The sequence below is a fragment of the Arthrobacter sp. S39 genome (assembly GCF_004320525.1).
GTDB lineage: Bacteria > Actinomycetota > Actinomycetes > Actinomycetales > Micrococcaceae > Arthrobacter.
On sequence record NZ_SIHX01000003.1, the window covers coordinates 532,632 to 549,479 of the forward strand.

Genomic DNA, 16,848 nt, shown 5'->3' on the forward strand with positions numbered 1-16,848 from the left:
CAAGCCTCCGCGTGTCCAACAAGCGCGTCACACCGGTAGGCTGGGAATCCCCAGACCACGAAGCGAGGCAAACGTGCACGAGGACGCCGCCAGGTTCCTGTCCCAGCCGGTGGAGGCCCAGCCCGGCTCGCCGCTCCGGGTTGCCGTGTACTCCCGGATCGCCGAGGCCATCCGCAACAGCCTGCTGACGCCCGGCTCCATGCTCCCCACCGAAACCGAACTCGGCGCGGACATGAAGGTCAGCCGCACCGTGGTCCGCGAAGCACTCATGCTACTCGAAGAGGACGGCCTCATCCGCGCCCGCCGCGGCGTCGGCCGCTTCGTCGCAGACACCCTCCCCCGCATCGGCATCGAGCGGATCCGCCCCTTCGAGGAAGTCCTCGGCGGCCCCGGCCAGCACCTCGAAATCAAACGCATCCAGCGCGAGCGGCAGCCCGCCTCGGAATTCGTCGCCCCCGGCGTCGGCGTCGAACCCGGCGCCGACTGCTGGCTCTGGGAATCCGTCCTGATCCGCGACGGCGAGGCCATCGCCCACCTGCAGGAAAACATCTCCGCGCTGCCCGTGAGCCTGGGCAGCGGTTCCGCGGCCGCCGCGCCGCTGGAAATAGAGGACGACGGCGGCAGCACCCTGCTTGCCAGCCTGAACACCCGCTTCGGCAAGGTCCTCGGGCCCGGCGAGTGCCAGATCAGCCTCAGCCAGGTGGGGCCCAGCCGCGCGAAGCTGCTGGACCTGCGCGCCCCGGACCCGGTCCTCGTGCTGACGCAGTACGTCAGGCACGCGAACCGGCCCTTCTACCTGGCCAAATGCCTCATCGCCGCCCGCGCCGGGCACCTCTCAGTCATGCAGTCCCTCCAGTCCTAGAGCCGGGGACCGGAAACTACCGGACGCAACCCACCGCATCGCAGGCGTTCACGAGGCCGTTGGCCCAGTATGTGCCGGTGCCGTAAATATTCTCGTTCGCGGATGATTCGACTTTTGCGCGGACTGACGTGTTTGTTGTGCCCGCCGGCGTGCTCCAGACCAGCGCGGCAACGCCAGCCACAACCGGTGAAGCCATCGAGGTGCCGCTGGCGATGTCGTAGCCCTCGGAGCGGCCGCCCGGGCCACCAAGGGCGAACGGGTGCTTCGGGAACGTCGAGTACACGCTGACCCCGGGAGCTGCGATATCCACCCACTTGCCGAAGGTGGAGAAGGAGGCTTTGGCATTCCTGTTGTCGGTGGCGGCGACGGCAATAACGTTGGGGTAGGCGCCCGGGTAGATCTTGGCCTGCGTACCGGCGTTGCCCGCCGCAGCAACGATCACCACGCCCTTGTTCCAGGCGTCATTAACGGCATTTTCCAGGGTCCGCGAGGAAACGCGCTGCCCCAGGCTCATGTTGATGACCCTGGCACCATTATCGACAGCCCAGCTGATGCCCTTGGCAATGCTGGAGGTGGAGCCTGCCCCCTGGTTGTTCAGGACTTTGCCGTCCAGAATGTCGCAATCCGGGCACACACCGGAAACCCCGGCCGCATCTTTGGTGGCGGCAATGATGCCGGCCACATGGGTGCCGTGGCCGTAATAGTCCACCAGGTCCGCACCGGCCGGCGGAGCCGAGTCACTGAAGTTCGCGCGTGCAACAACGTTTGCCGAGATGTCGCTGTTGTCGGTGGTGACGCCGGTATCGAGCACGGCAACCCTGATGCCGGCACCTGTGATGCCGACACCGGTCGTCTTCGTCCACGCCTCCACCGCGTCCACATCAGCGTCCGGCGTACCCTCTGCCACCTTTACGTTTCCCAGGGTGTTGGTGAAGGACTGACCGGTATTGTGCAGGGCGTACTGGCGGGGGAAATAGTCCGGGTCAGCTGCAGCGACCGTAACCACCTCGTCCGGCTCGGCGTACTCAACGTTCGGGTTCCGGCTGAGCGCGTCGATGAGCTGGAGTTCCTTGCCGGCCGGAACCTTGATCAGGTGGGCGCCGGTACTGCCGATCCCCGGCCCGTCGCCGAGGCCATGGCGGCGCAGGACCCCGGCCGCCGCCGCATCGTCACGGAACTTGACCATAATCTGCCCCGCGGCGTGCGACGGCCCGGGGGCTGCGTTGCCCGGGCCGGCGAAGGTGATGGCGCCGAGCCCCATCATGAGCGCCGCGAAACCGGCGATAACTGTCTTCTTCATGGGGTTATCTTCCGCCTGCCCGGACCGGCTGGATAGTGGTTGCGGAAAAGTCTGCGGATAACTCAGGCGGCCGCCGCACCCGCGGCGAGTGCCGCCGTCGTACTTTCACCAAACGACAGCAGCGTCTCCACCAGGTGCGGCGCGAAGTCCCCCTCCAGCGAGAGGACCACCCGGCACCGTGCGCCGGGCTGGCCCGGGTAGCCGAGGTAGGAGCCGCGCAGGTCGCAGACGGTCTGCCCGCGGCCGGGACCGTCGGTGGTGTCGACGGCGGCATGCACCACCGGGGCCACCGCGGCTTTGACGCCGCCCACCGCGAGCGCCGCCGCCAGCGGATCGTGCATGGCGGAGCAGGGCCGGCCGAAGATCCCCTCGTAGAACCGGAAGTAGTAGCCCAGCATCTCCCCCAGCGCCTGCGGCACCGGACCCGAAGACAGCAACAGCTCCTGCCGGTGGCTTTCCTCCAGGACGTTGGCCATGGTCACGTCCAGCGGAACCAGCGTGACGTCCCAGTTTGCGGCCAGGACCTCGGCGGCGGCCTCGGGGTCGTTGTGGATGTTGGCCTCGGCCACGGGAGAGATGTTGCCCGGGGCCAGGGCCGCCCCGCCCATGATGGTGACCGAATCCACCAGCGTAGGCAGTGCCGGTTCCAGCCGGAGGGCTTCGGCGATGTTGGTCAGCGGGCCGATGGCCAGCACCCGCAGCGTTCCCGGATACGAACGGGCGAGCCGGACCAGCATCTCGGCCGCGGACTCCGGCGCAAGCCCGGCAGACGCCGTCGTCAGCGAAACCCCGCCGATGCCGTTGTCCCCGTGGACCCACGGCGCCCCTCCGCCGAACTCCCCGGCCAGCGGATCGTGGGCGCCGAGCGCCACGGGAATGTGCGCGTGGCCGGCGAGCTGGAGCAGGTCAAGGGTGTTGCGGGCGCCGACGGCGGCACTGACGTTGCCGCTGACGGTCCCGATCCCCACAACGTCGGCCGTGGGCGCGGCGAGCAGGTAGGCCAGGGCGAGGGCGTCGTCGATCCCGGTATCGCAGTCCAGGTAGAACGGGTGGCTGGTGGTGGTCATGGCGGTATCTATCTTTCGTTGGAGGGGCGGGTTGGTCAGAGGGTCTCGCCCTTGGGGGCGGCGACGAAGAGGCTGACGATGAACGCGGCGGCCGTGATGGCCACCGAAATCCAGAGGGCGGTGGCGTAGCCGGCGGCGGTGGCCTGGGCGGCGAACGGCGCCACAAGGACGACGCCGAGGCTCGCCCCGATGCCGAAGGAGGCACCGTTGATGCCGGGCAGGGCAGCCGGGGCTTCCTTGGGTGAGAGCAGCACCGAGAGCCCGTTGATGGCGGTGAGGAAGAAGCCGTTGTAGAAGATGCCCAGGGCCGCGACGGCGATCAGCACCGCCACCTGGTTGTCGGAGAACGTGGCGGCAACGATGGCGCAGGCCAGGCTGAGTCCGGTGCCGGCGCGGAGGGTTTTGATCCAGCCGCGGCGGTCGGCCAGCCAGCCGGCAAGGGGTGCGGCGAAGACGCCGATCAGGGCGGCCGGGGTGAGGAACAGCAGCGCGGAAACTGATGCGGTGAGGCCGAAGCCGGCGCCGGCGTCCTGGCTGAGGAGCACCACGGTGAAGTTGATGATCGCGAAGATGCCGGCGAGGGTCAGGACGGTGGTGGCGATGACCGGCCACACCTGGCGGGAGCGCAGGTGGTGCACGGCGATCAGCGGGTGGCTGCGGCGCTTTTCGATGATCCAGAAGGCGGCGAAGGAGGCAACGGTGCCGGCGAGCAGGGCCAGGGTGCTGGGGGCGGTCCAGCCTGCGGCCGAGCCGCCGGAGACGAAGTAGGTGACGAAGACAAGGAACACGGACAGGGATCCGGCGCCCCACCAGTCCATGGCGCCGCGCACGCCGGCGGGGCGTCCGGCCGGGACGATCCTGATGATGCAGGCCGCGGCGATGGCGGTGAGGACCAGGACGACGACGAAGATGGACCGGAAGCCGAGGGTCTCGGCCATGAGCCCGCCCACGTAGCCGTCCACGCCGCCCACTCCCCCGTTGATGGCGGCGATGATGCCCACCGAGGTGCCGAAGACTTTGGCGTGCAGGTTCTCGCTGAGCACGATGTAGGCGAGCGCGAAGACGGCGCTGGAGACGCCCTGCAGGAACCGGCCGGTGATGAGCAGCGGCAGGGTGGGGGCGGCGATGCAGAGGATGGTGCCGGCGCCCATGATGCCGAGCACCAGGAGCAGTGCGGCGCGGCGGCCGATGAAGTCGCTCCAGCGTCCGATCACGGGCCCGGCGATGGCGCCGGCGAGGAAGAACATGGACTGGACGGGGGCGGCGCTGTCGGCGCTCTGGCCGAAGCTGGCGGCGATCTGCGGCAGCGCGGGGGTGACCATGCTGGCGTTGAGCTGGAAGGACAGCACGCCGAGCAGCAGGGTGGAGATCAGCAGGGCGGCGCGGCGTCCGGCGAAGGCGGGCTGGGCCGCGGTGGCCGGCGGGGAGGCGGTGACCGGGGTGGGGGTGTTCACATCAAACTCCTTTGTTCGAACGGGGATCGTCCGGAAGGGCGATTCGAGTTGTTATACAACCATGTATGACGCACAAGTACAACCATGCCGTACACTATTTCCTAATCCGGCCGCTTCCGGTTTCCCCTCGAGAGAGACTTTCCATGAGCAATCGACTTCCCGCCGTCGCCGTCGTCGGCAGCATCAACCTGGACCTGATCGCCACCGCCGAAAGGCTCCCGACGGCGGGCGAAACCATCGGCGGCGCCGTGCTCTCCGAACAGCCCGGCGGCAAGGGCGCCAACCAGGCTGCGGCGGCCGCGCGGCTGGGCGGCAGCGCCCGCATGGTGGGCGCCGTGGGCAGCGACGCCCAGGGGCAACGGATGCTGGACGCACTGGCGGGTGCCGGCGTCGGCACCGCTGATGTTGAGGTGCTTCCAGGCGCGACCGGGACGGCCTTGATTGTGGTGGACCGCGACGGCGAGAACCAGATTGTGGTCTGCCCGGGCGCCAACTCGAACCTGTCCCTCGACGGCGTGGAGTTCGGCCGGGAGGAGACGGTGCTGTGCCAGCTGGAGGTGGGCCTGCCCGTGGTGCTGGAGGCCGCCAGGCAGTCCGCAGGGTTCTTTGTGCTGAACGCCGCCCCGGCGATGGACCTGCCGGCGGAGCTGCTGGAACGCTGCGACCTGGTAATCGTCAACGAGAGCGAGTACGCGCTGATCCCCCCCCTCGCGTCGGCCAAACTGGTGGCCGTGACATACGGCGGGCACGGCTCGGCGATGTTCGAGCACGGACGGAAGGTGGCCGAGGCCCCGGCGGCTGCCGTGAACGTGGCGAACACCGTGGGCGCCGGCGACGCATTCTGCGCCGCCCTGGTCCTGGCCCTCCGCAGCGGGCTGGACTACACCCGTGCGCTGGCGGTGGCCAACGCGGTGGGGGCCGACGCCGTGGGCGATCCGTCCTCGCAGCCGGATTTGGCACAGCTGGGCCATTACGTGGAGCGGACCGCGGCAAACACGGGCGCACGGTGAGTGTCGCACTCAGGCGGGCGACGCCGTCGGACTTTCCGGACGTCCGCCGGATCACGCGTGACGCGTACCTGCGGGCCGGGCACTTCGCCGCGGACCATCCCTATATGAGCGTCCTGGAGGACGTGGAACACCGCGCCGAGCACGCGCAGGTGTGGGTGGCGGCGGCCGCCGGGCAGGTGGTGGCGGCGGTGACGCTGACGTTCGCCGGCGAGCCGTACAGCGAGATCGCGGCCGACGGCGAGGTGGAGTTCCGGATGCTGGCGGTGGACCCGGCGTGCCAGGGCGGCGGCGTGGGGCGCGCGGTGGTCCGCGCGGTGGTGGACCATGCCCGGCAGATGCCCGGCATCGGGGCCATCAGCATCACCAGCGCCACGTTTATGAAACGCGCCCACGGCCTCTATGAGTCGCTGGGCTTCCGGCGAGCACCGGAGCGGGACTGGTACGTGCCGGGCGAGGACGTGCTGTTGTGGGTGTTCCGACTGGAACTATGTGGGCCCATCGTGCACTCCCGGGCCCGGGTGTAAATGCGGGCTGACTGAGATGGAAGCCGCTCAGGTGGTCGGGTGTTCTATCGGCAGCCCTTCCGCCTTCCACTCGGGGAAGCCCTCCTCGAGCCGGGCGGCCCGGCGCCCTTCGTCCGTGAGCATCTGCACCGCTTCGTCCGCGTAAAGGCAGTATGGTCCGCGGCAGTAGGCGACGATTTCGCCCCCCTGGGGAACCTCACGGAGTCGCGACTTCAGGTCCGAGACGGGGAGGGAAAGCGCACCCGGGATATGCCCGGCGTCGTACTCCGGCTGCGGCCGCACGTCCAGCACAACGACATCGCCCTGCCGCAGCCGCCGCCGCAGCTCGTCGCGCGTGATCATGTTTAGGTCGGCGCGGTCGCCGACGTAGGCACGGACAAGGTCCCCCAACGCCTCCGTGTGGGCTTCGGCCGTGTCCCGAAGTGCCCGCCATAGCCGCTCCACCGCCGGGCTTGCAAGCGAGTAGTAGATCCGCGTCCCGGAGCGTCGGGAGCAGACGAGGCCGGCGCGCAGCAAGCGCTGCAGGTGCTGGGATGTGTTGGCTATGCTCTGGTTGATCTCGGCGGCCAGCTCGTCAACCGGCCGCTCGCCCTGGGCAAGGACATCGATTAGCTCCGCCCTTCTTCCGTTCCCCAACGCCCTGGCGGCTTCTACCAGGCCGTCGAAGAGCGCCTCTTTTTCCTGATGGTGTCCCATTCACGCCTCCTATTCAAGAGTTCTCTTGACAAGCCTACCGCCTTGGGGTTCTTATTCAAGTATCCACTTGAATAAGAAAGGGGGTGGTGGCCATGTCCACCATCCAAGCTCCCCAGGGTCAACAGTCCCGCCTCCGGACAGGAGCCGCTCTCATGACACTGGCCGGCCTGGCGTTCGTGGGATACGCCGTAATTTTCCTGGTCCTCAACTTCACGGACGCCTTCCTCGAACTGGGGATCGGCCCCGATCAAGTGGACAAGGGAAAAGCGGAGATCGAGGCCTTCAGCCCGCAGCTATACCACTACATCAGCCACCTGCACATCGCGGTCAGCGGCTTCATTGCGGCCACCGGCCTCGCCGTCGCGGGCCTGTCCTGGTATGGCGTGCGCCGCGGCGAACGCTGGGCCTTCGCCACAGCCGTCATCGTCCCGGTCGTCGGACTCGCCGTGGCCCTCCCCGCGCACTATCCCTGGGGCCTGGCAACACTTGGACACCTCGGCCTGATCTACCTCGCCGTCTTCATTTTCCTCGTCGGAGTCGTCGCAGCCTTCAGTGCAATGCGAAGCCCCGCGGTGACACACCACTGACATTCCACTCGACGGCCTTGCCCGCGAATTGGAGGATCGACATCACGGCCGCCCGACTGCGCTGGAGATCTTTTGGGGCAATACACCCATCCGACATGCGATAACGCCCGAATAGCTGGCATAACACCTTGGGTTGGCATTCAGTTACCGGCCGGCCCAGGACCACATATCGCATTCAGGAGATCACCATGGCAACACACACCAGCACCGGCATCGCGGCCCGCAGCAACGTCCAGAAGGCATCCCTGGCCGTGGGTGCCGTGTTCCTTCTGGTCGGCGTCTTGGGCTTCATCCCGGGCATCACGGCCAACTTCGACCAGCTGCACCTGGCCGGCCACCACTCCGAGGCCATGCTGCTGGGCCTCTTCCAGGTCTCGGCCCTGCACAACATCGTCCACCTGCTGTTCGGCGCGGCAGGCATCGCCCTGGCCAGGACCGCCGGCGGCGCCCGTTCCTTCCTGCTCTACGGCGGCGTCATCTACCTCGTCCTGTTCGTCTACGGCCTGGTGGTCCCGCAGGATTCGTCCGGGAACTTCGTGCCGCTGAACGGATTCGACAACGTCCTGCACCTGCTGCTCGGCGTCGGCATGGTGGCCCTGGCGCTGGTCCTGACCAAGAGCCAGAAGGCACGGGCTTAACCCCGCACCAACTTAGGCAGGGCAGTGGCCCCGATCGCAGCTTCGGCTGTTATCGGGGCCATTTCCTTTACCGCTCTACCCGTGACCCGGTCCCCGCGAGCTCACCAATCTCAACGCCCGCCGGCACCAGCGCGGCAGCGTATTTCCTGCCTACCCCGACGGTGGTTGAGCCTGTCGAAACCCGAATCCGATCCCCAGAACGAGGGTTAAATCGATAAAATGGGCCATGGTGCTCTTCGCCGCAATCGGGCTCCTCATGTGGATCGGCTTTCTGTTCGCTGCCTGGGTTTTGTGCATGATCCTCTGGCTCCTGTGCCAATCAGTGGTTTGGCTTATGGACCTGCACGCCGCGCACGCCCGCCGAAAGAAGGCTTCTGCCCCCAAACGGGTGGTACAGCCAGCCCGCAAGGCGCCGGCCCGCAAACCTGCCGTCCGTGAAGTCACGTCCGACATCATGCCCAAATGGACACCGGCGCATCGGCGGTACGTGAACCGCGACCGGGCCGACTGGCAGAAACAGTTCGACGCCCTGGACTCCCGCAGGTAGTGCGCGGCCCAAACCAGCAATCGCGCGGGTACCGGTAAAACCACAGACGGAAGGCATTTTCATGCTGAAGCAAGTCGCTAAGGGCGTTCTGGTTCACGAAAGCGAGTTCATCCAGAGCAATTCCGTTGTCGTTCAAGGCCGGGACGGTGTGTTGCTCATCGACCCGGGCATAACCGGCGACGAAATGGCGGCCCTCGCGGACGACCTTCGCGGACTGGGCCAGCCCGTCGTGGCAGGCTTCTCCACGCATCCGGACTGGGACCACGTGCTGTGGCACCCGGACTTCGGCGATGCGCCCCGTTACGGTACGGCCCGCTGCGCGGCCTCGATGCGGGATCTGCTGTCGAACGCGGGCTGGAGGGAGCGCGTAGCCGAGGGGCTGCCGCCGGAGTACGCCGAGGAGATCCCGATGGATCTGCTAGGTCTCATTACCGGTTTGCCCGCCGGCGCTGCGCAGATTCCCTGGGATGGCCCTACAGCCCGCATCATCGAGCATCAGGCCCATGCCCCCGGCCACGCTGCGTTGTTGATCCAGGAGCGCCGCATCCTCGTCGCCGGCGACATGCTTTCTGACATCCTGATGCCGTTCCTCGACCTGGAGGCCGCGGATCCGCTCGGGGAATACCTCGACGCGCTGCGGCTATTCGAGGGTGTGGCCGACGGCGTTGATGCCGTCATCCCCGGTCACGGCTCAGTGGGCGGAGCCGGGCAGCTGCGGGCCCGAATCAAACAGGACCGCGCGTACGTCCAGGCTTTGCTCGATAGCGGTGTCCCCGACGACCCGCGGATCGGCCCGTCGGCTCCGTTGGATTGGCTGCCCGACGTGCATGGATGGCAGCTGCAGCGGCTCGCCGAAAGAAGCGAGCGCGGCGACACGGCCGGCTAGACCACATTCGTCAGGGCAGATGTACCCATCGCGCGTGCGGAAGTGCCGCAGAATGATCGCGGGCCTGCGACGGGCACCCGGATGATGAGTCCGCTACCGATAGTGATTGGGGAATTTTGTGAAACTTTTGATCCGTAAGACTGCCACTGCAGGGGCTGTGCTGGCTTTGGGGGCTGTTGGATTTCTGGCAGGGGCGCCGGCAGCCAGCGCTTCGGGCTCGGGGACGGAGTGTCCGTCAGGACGGGTGTGCTTCTTTTTCAGTTCAGATTTCCAGGGTGCACGGGCGGACTACATATACAGCGACGCCGGGATGGGAATGAGTTGTTCACGGACGGCCCGGCCGGGCGGAACGGATGGGGCGTCCAGGTTAACAACAACGCAGCCTCGGTGATCAACAACAGCGGCCACACCCTCTACCTGTACACGGAAGCCAACTGCGCCTACTACAGCATGGTTGGCGGAGGCGGCCTGTTTCCCGGCACCCGTTACAATCTGTCCGCCTTCAACGCCAAGAACGACATCTCTTCAATCCAGATCGCTGGGGTCGGGTCGGACTGCATCTCGCGGGACCAGTCCTGGGCTTAGCCCTGCAGTACGCGGGTGGTGGCCCTGTCACTTCTCAAGGGGCAGGGCCACACCTGTTGGCACACCCCAGCATGTGCACCCGGTTGGAGTCCGCGTTCTCTGAAGGGAGGCCGTTCAACCTCAAGCAAAGGCCAATTGCACCGTCGGGAGATTGGTAGGAAGGCAGCGGAGGAAAGTTCCTGCACCATAAGGCACGCACCGTGTTGGAAGGGGTTCGACGGCGTTTGCCGGGTTGGAGTTGTCTCTTCCGGTGGTCGGTGGTTGAGCCTGTCGAAACGCCGAAACCGGTTTCGACAGGCTCAACCACCGGCGTCACCGCGTGTCAGGCCGGCCTCCAGCTCTGTCCCGTCGTTCAGGACCACGGCGTTGCCGTTGAACTTGGAAACCGCCCGGACGTCAATTGCACCCGACCGTCGATGATCAGCTGGAGGCGCCGACGTCGATGTAGTAGCCGGAGCCGCGCCTAACCACTACCGGGAAGAAGCGGGCGGCGCGGGGGCGCTCCCCTACCCCTGTAGAAGATCAGCATTCATGAGCTGATCAAGCGCGCGCTGCTGTTGTTCGACGCGTTCAATGAAAGCCTCGATGGCTTGCCATCCTTCTTTCGTGGCCGCGTCCAGTTCAGTCCGGGCTGCTACCTTCATGAGTTCATCGATACCCGCTCGTACAGGGTCCGGCCCGATGAGTCGTACTTGATTTGCGGCATCCGCAACTTTCGTATCCCACGCCCAGATCTCACGCGGAGACAGCAATCCATAGTCGTCCTGAATCTTCTTTTGAATCCTGGCGAGGACGGACTCCTTGTCAGCACTCGCCGTAGCCTCATTCCAGAGTCCCCCTAGCTTGGAGTCCCCGTTGGTGAAGTGGGCGGCGGCCTGCTCGCTCGAAGCCCAGTTGAGCTGCTGCTGCGTGGTGGTCAAGTCAAAGTACTCCTGAAATTGCTTGAGGAACTGCGCATAGGCGACCCGCCGCTCCTGCCATTCAAGGATGCGGCGATTCTCGACCAACTGCTTGTCTTGGACGGCCAACTGTATTTGGCCTGAGCGTCGCCCGGTCCAGACCGTCGCAGCCAATCCACCCAGAGCCACAATTGTTGTACCTATCCACGCGGCGTCCATAACCCAATCCCAATTCACTGGATGATCGTCTCACGGGCGGCAGGTGCATAGGCGTCATTAGTCCACGGGCAAGAACAGGGACCAGATGTTCGCCGCTGTACCCAGAGCCAGACCGGCGCCGACAAGCCAGACCTGCAAACCAAGGCCACTGATTGCATGGCTGTAGATAAGATGCTTGACCAACTCCGGCATGTTATCCATGTCGCTGTACGTGAACATGGTCTTGCCTGCTGCACGCTGCTCCGCACGCATCGCTTCTGTGCGCGAACCCCCGCCAAACATTGAGGCTGGCTCATTGGCGTATGTCCGCTCAATCTCCTTCAGCCGAGCGAATAGTGCCGAATTAGCCCGCATGTCCTTGTGAACAATGATCCAGGCCCACAGGATCGCCCCGAACGAGACAACGAAGGCCAGGACATTCATCACCACAAGCAGCGTCTTCATTGTAATGAGTATGCCAGTCGCTTACGACAGCAATGTCTCTCAACGTATGGGTATTAGGACAGTTTCCGGAAGGGCACACTTCCCAAGCATGCAGCACCAGAATGTGTCTCGCGTCTATGTCTCCCAAGCAGCTAATGGCTTCCCGCTACTGAATCACTGTTATGAGACGAAAGCGTCGGCGCCACTCAACTGATGATCGGGTAAGGCTTCCGATATCCGCCGGGACCTCGCGCTGCTGAAAGGGCGGGCCGGCTTGCCCGCACCATGGCGGTGCCATGGCCCTGGCGCAACAGCACGCGATCGCCCGGTGGGCGGCATCCATGATCCGGCCCGGAGAGAAAATCCTGCTTGACGCCGGATCTACGATGGGTGCCCTGGCCCACGAAGTGCGGGGCTGTGACAAGCTGTCCGTGACCACCCCTGGCATCAACACCTTGCAGGAACTGGTCGATTCCGAGGACATCGAGGTGGACTGCCTTGTCGGCCGGCTGCGCAGCGTCAGCCAGAGCTCCGTCGGGCCGCTGGCCGAGGCGGCCCTGGAACGGATGAGCCTTGACCGGGTTTTCATGGGCGCCGACGCCGTCACCGCGGAGGACGGTATCTGAGAAGCCGACTATGCCCAAACCCGGAGCAAGGAACTCATGGCCCGCAGCGGCCGGGCTGAAGGGAATGGAGCGAAGTTGAGTCAATGGTCCGTGTTCTTGCGCCAAAGCTGGGAAGAAACTGCGGAGGCTTTGAGTCAGGAGGGTCAGGATTGCTTCCATGTTCCTGCTCATCCCCGCAGAGCCGACGCAACTCCCGTGCTGACTCAGCGGCATACTCGCCCAGCAATTTCACTAGGATTCCACCGCTGGTCGCAGCTAACAGCCGGTCCGTGGCGATGACCAGGTCCCGCAGCATAACAAGGGCGTGCCATCTATCCGAACCATGGGGAGCAATAAATGAATACACATTCTCGACGCAATCAAGCGCAAAATCCGGTCAACAATGAGATTCCCGAGGCGGTCGGCACCTCGCCGCGTTCATCGATTACCCGGCAGCAAGTGGCTGGTGCTGCTCTAGCTGTCGCCGTAGTGCTGTCAGCGACCGCATGCGGTCAATCGGCCGCCTCGTCCACGGCCGCGCTGACAAGCGAGTCCGCGTCCTCGACTGCGACGCCAACACCCACTCGAACTGCGCCGGCTTCATCCGCCTGCGTCACCGAGAATGCGACTGAAAAGTACGCGCCGAAGGTCTTCATCTGCACCAAGAGCGACGCAGGGAGTCTGCTGTGGATGGAGCAGTCGGAATCGAAACGCGTAACCGACGCTCGGGCGGCAGCGGCCGCCAAGGCCGCTGCCGAGAAGGCGGCGGCAGACAAAGCAGCCCAGGAAGCTGCGGCAAAGGCGGCAGCAGAGCAGGCCGCCGCGGAGCAGGCCCGACAGGAAGCTGCTGCCGCAGAAGCCGCCCGCCAGCAGCAAGCCGCTGCTGCAGCAGCCGCGGCCGCAAAAGTCCCGGCCCCCGTACAGCCCGCCGCCCCCGCTGCCCCTTCCGGATGCGACCCCAACTACGCGGGGGCCTGTGTACCCGTCGCATCTGACGTCGATTGCGCCGAAGGCAGCGGCAACGGTCCTGCGTACGTGAGGGGGCCTGTCACTGTCGTGGGATCTGACATCTATGGTCTCGACAGGGATGGGGACGGTCTGGGATGCGAGTAGTGGCCAGCTAATTCATTGAGCACCGGAACGCTCGACAGTACTTTTTGACTGTACTTACGGGGTGGGGGCAACTCGATGGTGGAACTGAGGCGCATCTATTGGAGCCGGCAGGTCCTGCGTTTGGCATGCTCGGCCGCGGTCTTATGGCTGGCCGCTTCCGTGGTCCCGGCGCTGGCGCCAAAGAGGAACGCCGGCACCGGCCAGCTAACCTCCTCAGTCTCAAACATCCTTCGTGGCATGTTTGACGCCGTTCTGGCGGCAGCGGCGCTGCCTGGCCTGTTCGTGGTCGCCCTGACAATCGCGGCGGTCATCATCCGCTCCTAGAACGTCCGGCGCCGGGACCCGGTGCGGAGATTCACCCGCCAGCAGCGGCGCGAGGGCATGGCACGGGCCGGCGGCCAGCGTGAGATGGAGCCGGGGTTCCGGCGCCGGTGTTCCCGCCCTGCTGAGCACGGCGACCACTTCTACGCGTGGTCCAAGGGCGGATCCACCAGCCTGCAGAATTTCGTCGCCAGGTCAGCCGGAGAGGATGGAACGACGACGGCGGGACTACCTCACGCCCGTTGGTTCGGTCAGCGTCGGCGAACGGCAGCCGCTGAGGTAACCGGTCTTCCAAGGCCCAGAGCTAGTCGTCCAACAAAACAAACCTTTCTTGTCGTGCTCTGGAAATCTCGAAAATTTCAGCGAGGAATAACGTTGGCCAACGCGGTGGGGGCCCACGACGCCGTGGGCGACGCTGCCTCCGCGCCGGCCACTTTCCGGCGGACTATCCTTATATGGGCGTGCCAGCCTCCGTGCTGCGGGGTCGAGGAGCTGCCCGCGACCGTACCATTTCTTGGCCCGTTGGCCTTATGTGGAGGATCTCGACGGCAACGCCTATCCGATGAAAGTGTTCGGGATCGATTTGCCTTCAGAGGGCTTCATCACAGGTACTGAGCAGGTGACGAGCCTCCCTGGAAAATACAGCAAGAGGGACCCGGAGATGTTGGCCGAGTACCAGTACTTAACCTTTTTTACAGTGCTGTCCCAACTTCTACTCACTGCCGTGTAGCTCACTGACTCTCCTGGATTCAAGATGAACTCCCCCATACTGGGTTGGCCCGGTGGGGGCGCCCAATCGTAAGTTCCGTAAAGCTCGATCATGATGCTTTGCCCGCGCTCGTCCAGGCCCTGGAAATTAGGGATGTCGCTGTCACCGACTGCGAAGGGTGAGGTGGTCCCGTTGGTTAGTGTGCCTCGGGCGGTGACAATGACTTGCGTCAGGCCGCTACCCGCTGACGGCGGGGTTTCTGGTTCAAAATCAACCGACGTAAGTCCCGCGGTGACGGAGCCGGTCGGACACTGCCGCTGGGCGGGCGACGGAGCCGGTGCATGCACGGGCGCTGGGGCCACAGTTTGGACTGGAGGCGTTGAGGATGCCGCCATCTCCGGCGGAGATAATGCCGGATTAGGAGTGGCGCTGCGGGTCGGGAACGGAATGGCGGTTGGGCTTGCCGCTGGCGACTTGACCGCTTGTGAAGACGTTGACTGCATTGAAGTAGGCGTGAAGGCGGCTTTCCCGGGTTCCTCCTTACCTGACTCAATGACACCCGAAGCCACGGCTCCGGCCGCTACCGCAAGGGCGAAGACGCTCAGGACCACAACGAGCCAGATCGGCAATTTCCGAGTCCCCAAAGAAGTCATATACGGAGTGTAAGCGGGCCGCCGTCGAGCGGCGGGAGTATTTCAACACGGAATTGGTTGCTTCACAGAAACGACGAGCGGCCTGGCGAATTCACCACATTGCCGTAACCACGGGCTGGCATCCAGACGGGGTCGTGCAGGTGCAGGGACTTGTAGCGGTTCCGCCAAGAGTCGCCCGGCTTCTCGTTTTCTCGATGACCCGTGTGGGGACGCCCAGGCGACGGAGCCGGGCGGCGAGGCCGATGCCACTCTGGCCGCCGCCGATGATGACCGTGTAGGGCTGTTCCTCGTAACCGAGCCGGGCCTCGCGATCCTCCTTCTGTTCCAGCCAGGAGCGCCGGCCCTTGATGATTTCGTGCGCCACGCTCTTCTCGCGGCGCGGGCCCTTCTTCCCGAAGCCAGACCTGCGCCCCGCCCACGAACTGGTCATATCCGGCGTTCCGTGCCCGGAAATCTCCAACAACCTGGCGGACTCGTGGCGCCGCTCTGGCCGACGATTCCAGTTCCGGCCGGCACCTTCTGGTGCTCACCGACGCCAGCGGCGAGATCCTGTGGCAGGTGGTAGCCCGGACGTGCTCCGGCGCGCGGACCGGCTGGAGTTCTCCGAAGGGGCCGATTGGTCCGAGGCCGGAATCTACACAAGCGCCTTCGGCGAGGCGCCGGTCACCGACCGGCCGGTGCAGATGTTCTCCGCCGAGCACATGGTCCGCACCCACCACGAGTGGGCCGGCACCACAGCGCCCATCACGGACCCAGCAAGGGCCGGCTGGCGGGCGTGCTCGACGTCTACGGACCGCTGGACACCCTCAGCACGGACACGCTGCGTATGGTGCGGTGCGCGGTGAGGGTGGCGGAGGCGCCGATGGTAAGGCCCGACGACTAGACGTCGTTGGCTGCCCCTTCGCCCGTTCGGGCGTTCCGACAGCCTGTCCGCCAGCCAGTGGCGGCGGTTGAATCGCTGAACCTGCTGGGCGGCATGCTGTCGACTGCTGGGCGCGTCCGCTACCAGCCGGGGAGAACCCTGTTCGTTGACTCCACCGTGGGTGCCCGGGTGTACGTGCTGCGGGGCTTCGAAAGCTGCACACAGGCAAAAGTCATGGACAATTGCTGAATGCATCTCATCATCCAGGTCAAGAGGCGTTCCGACTTTCAGCCGCAGTCACGTCCACCTACACATCCCCTGGAGCAGGGCCTCACAACCTTAGACTTGGCTACAAGGATTCGACAAAACCTGTATGAGGCGAAGACTTACGCGCGCTGGCGCCGCAAGTCCTGGAGAGTCATGGCAAGCGGAACTCACCTATTGGGTCTCGCAGTATCAGCGACCGCAACAGTTATTCTCGGACTTGCAGAATTGAATGGACCAGCCCAATGGGGATTTATTTTTTCTGCACTTGTAACCACATTGACCGCCATAGAGCCATTTTTCAACTGGCGCGCCCGCTGGGTCTTTGCCGAAGAAGCCCTCGCGGAGTGGCACCGCATCGACAGTGATTTAACCATGTACGTCGCTAGCACAGAGACAAACGATTTGGATCGAAGTAAAGTTTTGGGCTATCACGATGAATGTTCCAAGGTGTGGGAACAATTTAGCGGCCAGTGGCTGGAACAACGTAAGCCGAAAGCCACCCCTAGCGCTTCCTGATGGATCATCCTCGAAACCGACCGCCCCCTGACGGCAAGGCTCCCATCCCGGCGGCGCGAGGCTGGATAGACGTTGTCCGCCTTGAATGCGGACATCTCGTTAGCG

Annotated in this window: 22 protein-coding genes and 1 pseudogene; 15 read left to right on the plus strand and 8 right to left on the minus strand. The window is 65.1% G+C overall.

Features of this window, described 5'->3' with window-relative positions:
• Nucleotides 1–73: 73 nt before the first annotated feature.
• Entirely contained in the window at nt 74–862 is a 789-nt protein-coding gene (locus EYS21_RS08885) for a GntR family transcriptional regulator (RefSeq protein ID WP_131132823.1), read from the plus strand.
• Between the two features lie 16 nt (nt 863–878).
• On the opposite strand, the gene EYS21_RS08890 is transcribed toward EYS21_RS08885, so the two are convergent.
• From EYS21_RS08890 to EYS21_RS08900, 3 genes are all read right to left on the minus strand, one after another.
• Nucleotides 879–2,162, minus strand: coding sequence for a S8 family peptidase (locus tag EYS21_RS08890; protein ID WP_131132824.1), 1,284 nt, complete (start codon nt 2,160–2,162; stop codon nt 879–881).
• 62 nt (nt 2,163–2,224) lie between these two features.
• Nucleotides 2,225–3,229, minus strand: a complete 1,005-nt coding sequence (locus EYS21_RS08895; RefSeq protein WP_131132825.1) for a nucleoside hydrolase — start codon at nt 3,227–3,229, stop codon at nt 2,225–2,227.
• Between the two features lie 35 nt (nt 3,230–3,264).
• Entirely contained in the window at nt 3,265–4,683 is a 1,419-nt protein-coding gene (locus tag EYS21_RS08900) for an MFS transporter (RefSeq protein ID WP_131132826.1), read from the minus strand.
• Nucleotides 4,684–4,826: 143 nt separating this feature from the next.
• On the opposite strand from EYS21_RS08900, the gene EYS21_RS08905 reads away from it, so the two are divergent.
• The gene (locus EYS21_RS08905) at nt 4,827–5,693 is read left to right on the plus strand and encodes a ribokinase (RefSeq protein WP_131132827.1); all 867 of its coding nucleotides are present in this window, start codon (nt 4,827–4,829) and stop codon (nt 5,691–5,693) included.
• Nucleotides 5,690–6,217, plus strand: a complete 528-nt coding sequence (locus EYS21_RS08910) for a GNAT family N-acetyltransferase (protein ID WP_131132828.1) — start codon at nt 5,690–5,692, stop codon at nt 6,215–6,217. The genes EYS21_RS08905 and EYS21_RS08910 overlap by 4 nt, the downstream gene beginning before the upstream one ends.
• A 27-nt stretch (nt 6,218–6,244) precedes the next feature.
• On the opposite strand, the gene EYS21_RS08915 is transcribed toward EYS21_RS08910, so the two are convergent.
• A complete protein-coding gene (locus tag EYS21_RS08915; protein WP_131132829.1) occupies nt 6,245–6,913 on the minus strand; it encodes a metalloregulator ArsR/SmtB family transcription factor in 669 nt (222 codons plus the stop codon).
• A gap of 92 nt (nt 6,914–7,005) precedes the next feature.
• Here EYS21_RS08915 and EYS21_RS08920 point away from each other — a divergent pair, with 92 nt between their 5' ends.
• The 5 genes from EYS21_RS08920 to EYS21_RS23685 all read left to right on the plus strand — a co-directional run bounded on the left by EYS21_RS08920 (nt 7,006) and on the right by EYS21_RS23685 (nt 10,156).
• Nucleotides 7,006–7,500: a hypothetical protein gene (locus EYS21_RS08920; protein ID WP_131132830.1), complete on the plus strand. Its 495-nt coding sequence runs from the start codon at nt 7,006–7,008 to the stop codon at nt 7,498–7,500.
• Nucleotides 7,501–7,688: 188 nt separating this feature from the next.
• Nucleotides 7,689–8,138, plus strand: a complete 450-nt coding sequence (locus tag EYS21_RS08925; protein WP_131132831.1) for a DUF4383 domain-containing protein — start codon at nt 7,689–7,691, stop codon at nt 8,136–8,138.
• A 226-nt stretch (nt 8,139–8,364) separates the two neighbouring features.
• Nucleotides 8,365–8,685, plus strand: coding sequence for a hypothetical protein (locus EYS21_RS08930; RefSeq protein WP_131132832.1), 321 nt, complete (start codon nt 8,365–8,367; stop codon nt 8,683–8,685).
• A gap of 61 nt (nt 8,686–8,746) precedes the next feature.
• Nucleotides 8,747–9,571 (plus strand): MBL fold metallo-hydrolase, encoded by an 825-nt coding sequence (locus tag EYS21_RS08935; protein WP_131132833.1) that lies wholly within the window; start codon nt 8,747–8,749, stop codon nt 9,569–9,571.
• 321 nt (nt 9,572–9,892) lie between these two features.
• Nucleotides 9,893–10,156: a peptidase inhibitor family I36 protein gene (locus tag EYS21_RS23685; protein ID WP_242633342.1), complete on the plus strand. Its 264-nt coding sequence runs from the start codon at nt 9,893–9,895 to the stop codon at nt 10,154–10,156.
• Nucleotides 10,157–10,662: 506 nt separating this feature from the next.
• Here the strand turns inward: EYS21_RS23685 and EYS21_RS08945 are convergent.
• Both EYS21_RS08945 and EYS21_RS08950 read right to left on the minus strand, forming a co-directional pair.
• Nucleotides 10,663–11,274, minus strand: coding sequence for a hypothetical protein (locus EYS21_RS08945; protein WP_131132834.1), 612 nt, complete (start codon nt 11,272–11,274; stop codon nt 10,663–10,665).
• Nucleotides 11,275–11,331: 57 nt separating this feature from the next.
• The gene (locus EYS21_RS08950; protein ID WP_131132835.1) at nt 11,332–11,718 is read right to left on the minus strand and encodes a hypothetical protein; all 387 of its coding nucleotides are present in this window, start codon (nt 11,716–11,718) and stop codon (nt 11,332–11,334) included.
• Nucleotides 11,719–11,993: 275 nt separating this feature from the next.
• Between EYS21_RS08950 and EYS21_RS08955 the strand changes: the two genes are divergently transcribed.
• The gene (locus EYS21_RS08955) at nt 11,994–12,323 is read left to right on the plus strand and encodes a hypothetical protein (protein ID WP_347559542.1); all 330 of its coding nucleotides are present in this window, start codon (nt 11,994–11,996) and stop codon (nt 12,321–12,323) included.
• Nucleotides 12,324–12,814: 491 nt separating this feature from the next.
• Here EYS21_RS08955 and EYS21_RS23955 read toward each other — a convergent pair whose 3' ends face one another.
• Entirely contained in the window at nt 12,815–12,967 is a 153-nt protein-coding gene (locus EYS21_RS23955; RefSeq protein WP_347559543.1) for a hypothetical protein, read from the minus strand.
• A 25-nt stretch (nt 12,968–12,992) separates the two neighbouring features.
• On the opposite strand from EYS21_RS23955, the gene EYS21_RS23960 reads away from it, so the two are divergent.
• The 3 genes from EYS21_RS23960 to EYS21_RS08970 all read left to right on the plus strand — a co-directional run bounded on the left by EYS21_RS23960 (nt 12,993) and on the right by EYS21_RS08970 (nt 14,466).
• The gene (locus tag EYS21_RS23960) at nt 12,993–13,415 is read left to right on the plus strand and encodes a hypothetical protein (protein WP_347559544.1); all 423 of its coding nucleotides are present in this window, start codon (nt 12,993–12,995) and stop codon (nt 13,413–13,415) included.
• Between the two features lie 75 nt (nt 13,416–13,490).
• Nucleotides 13,491–13,739, plus strand: a complete 249-nt coding sequence (locus tag EYS21_RS23690; RefSeq protein ID WP_242633343.1) for a hypothetical protein — start codon at nt 13,491–13,493, stop codon at nt 13,737–13,739.
• 529 nt (nt 13,740–14,268) lie between these two features.
• Entirely contained in the window at nt 14,269–14,466 is a 198-nt protein-coding gene (locus tag EYS21_RS08970; RefSeq protein ID WP_131132837.1) for a hypothetical protein, read from the plus strand.
• A gap of 754 nt (nt 14,467–15,220) precedes the next feature.
• Here the strand turns inward: EYS21_RS08970 and EYS21_RS08975 are convergent.
• Nucleotides 15,221–15,489 (minus strand): annotated as a pseudogene (locus tag EYS21_RS08975) (NAD(P)/FAD-dependent oxidoreductase); the annotation flags it as partial.
• A gap of 160 nt (nt 15,490–15,649) precedes the next feature.
• Here EYS21_RS08975 and EYS21_RS23695 point away from each other — a divergent pair.
• From EYS21_RS23695 to EYS21_RS08985, 3 genes are all read left to right on the plus strand, one after another.
• Entirely contained in the window at nt 15,650–15,943 is a 294-nt protein-coding gene (locus EYS21_RS23695; protein WP_242633344.1) for a hypothetical protein, read from the plus strand.
• A gap of 95 nt (nt 15,944–16,038) precedes the next feature.
• Nucleotides 16,039–16,209 carry a hypothetical protein gene (locus tag EYS21_RS23700; protein ID WP_242633345.1) on the plus strand — a complete coding sequence of 57 codons (171 nt, stop codon included), beginning with the start codon at nt 16,039–16,041 and terminating at the stop codon, nt 16,207–16,209.
• A complete protein-coding gene (locus EYS21_RS08985; RefSeq protein ID WP_131132838.1) occupies nt 16,210–16,743 on the plus strand; it encodes an SLATT domain-containing protein in 534 nt (177 codons plus the stop codon).
• Nucleotides 16,744–16,848: the final 105 nt, after the last annotated feature.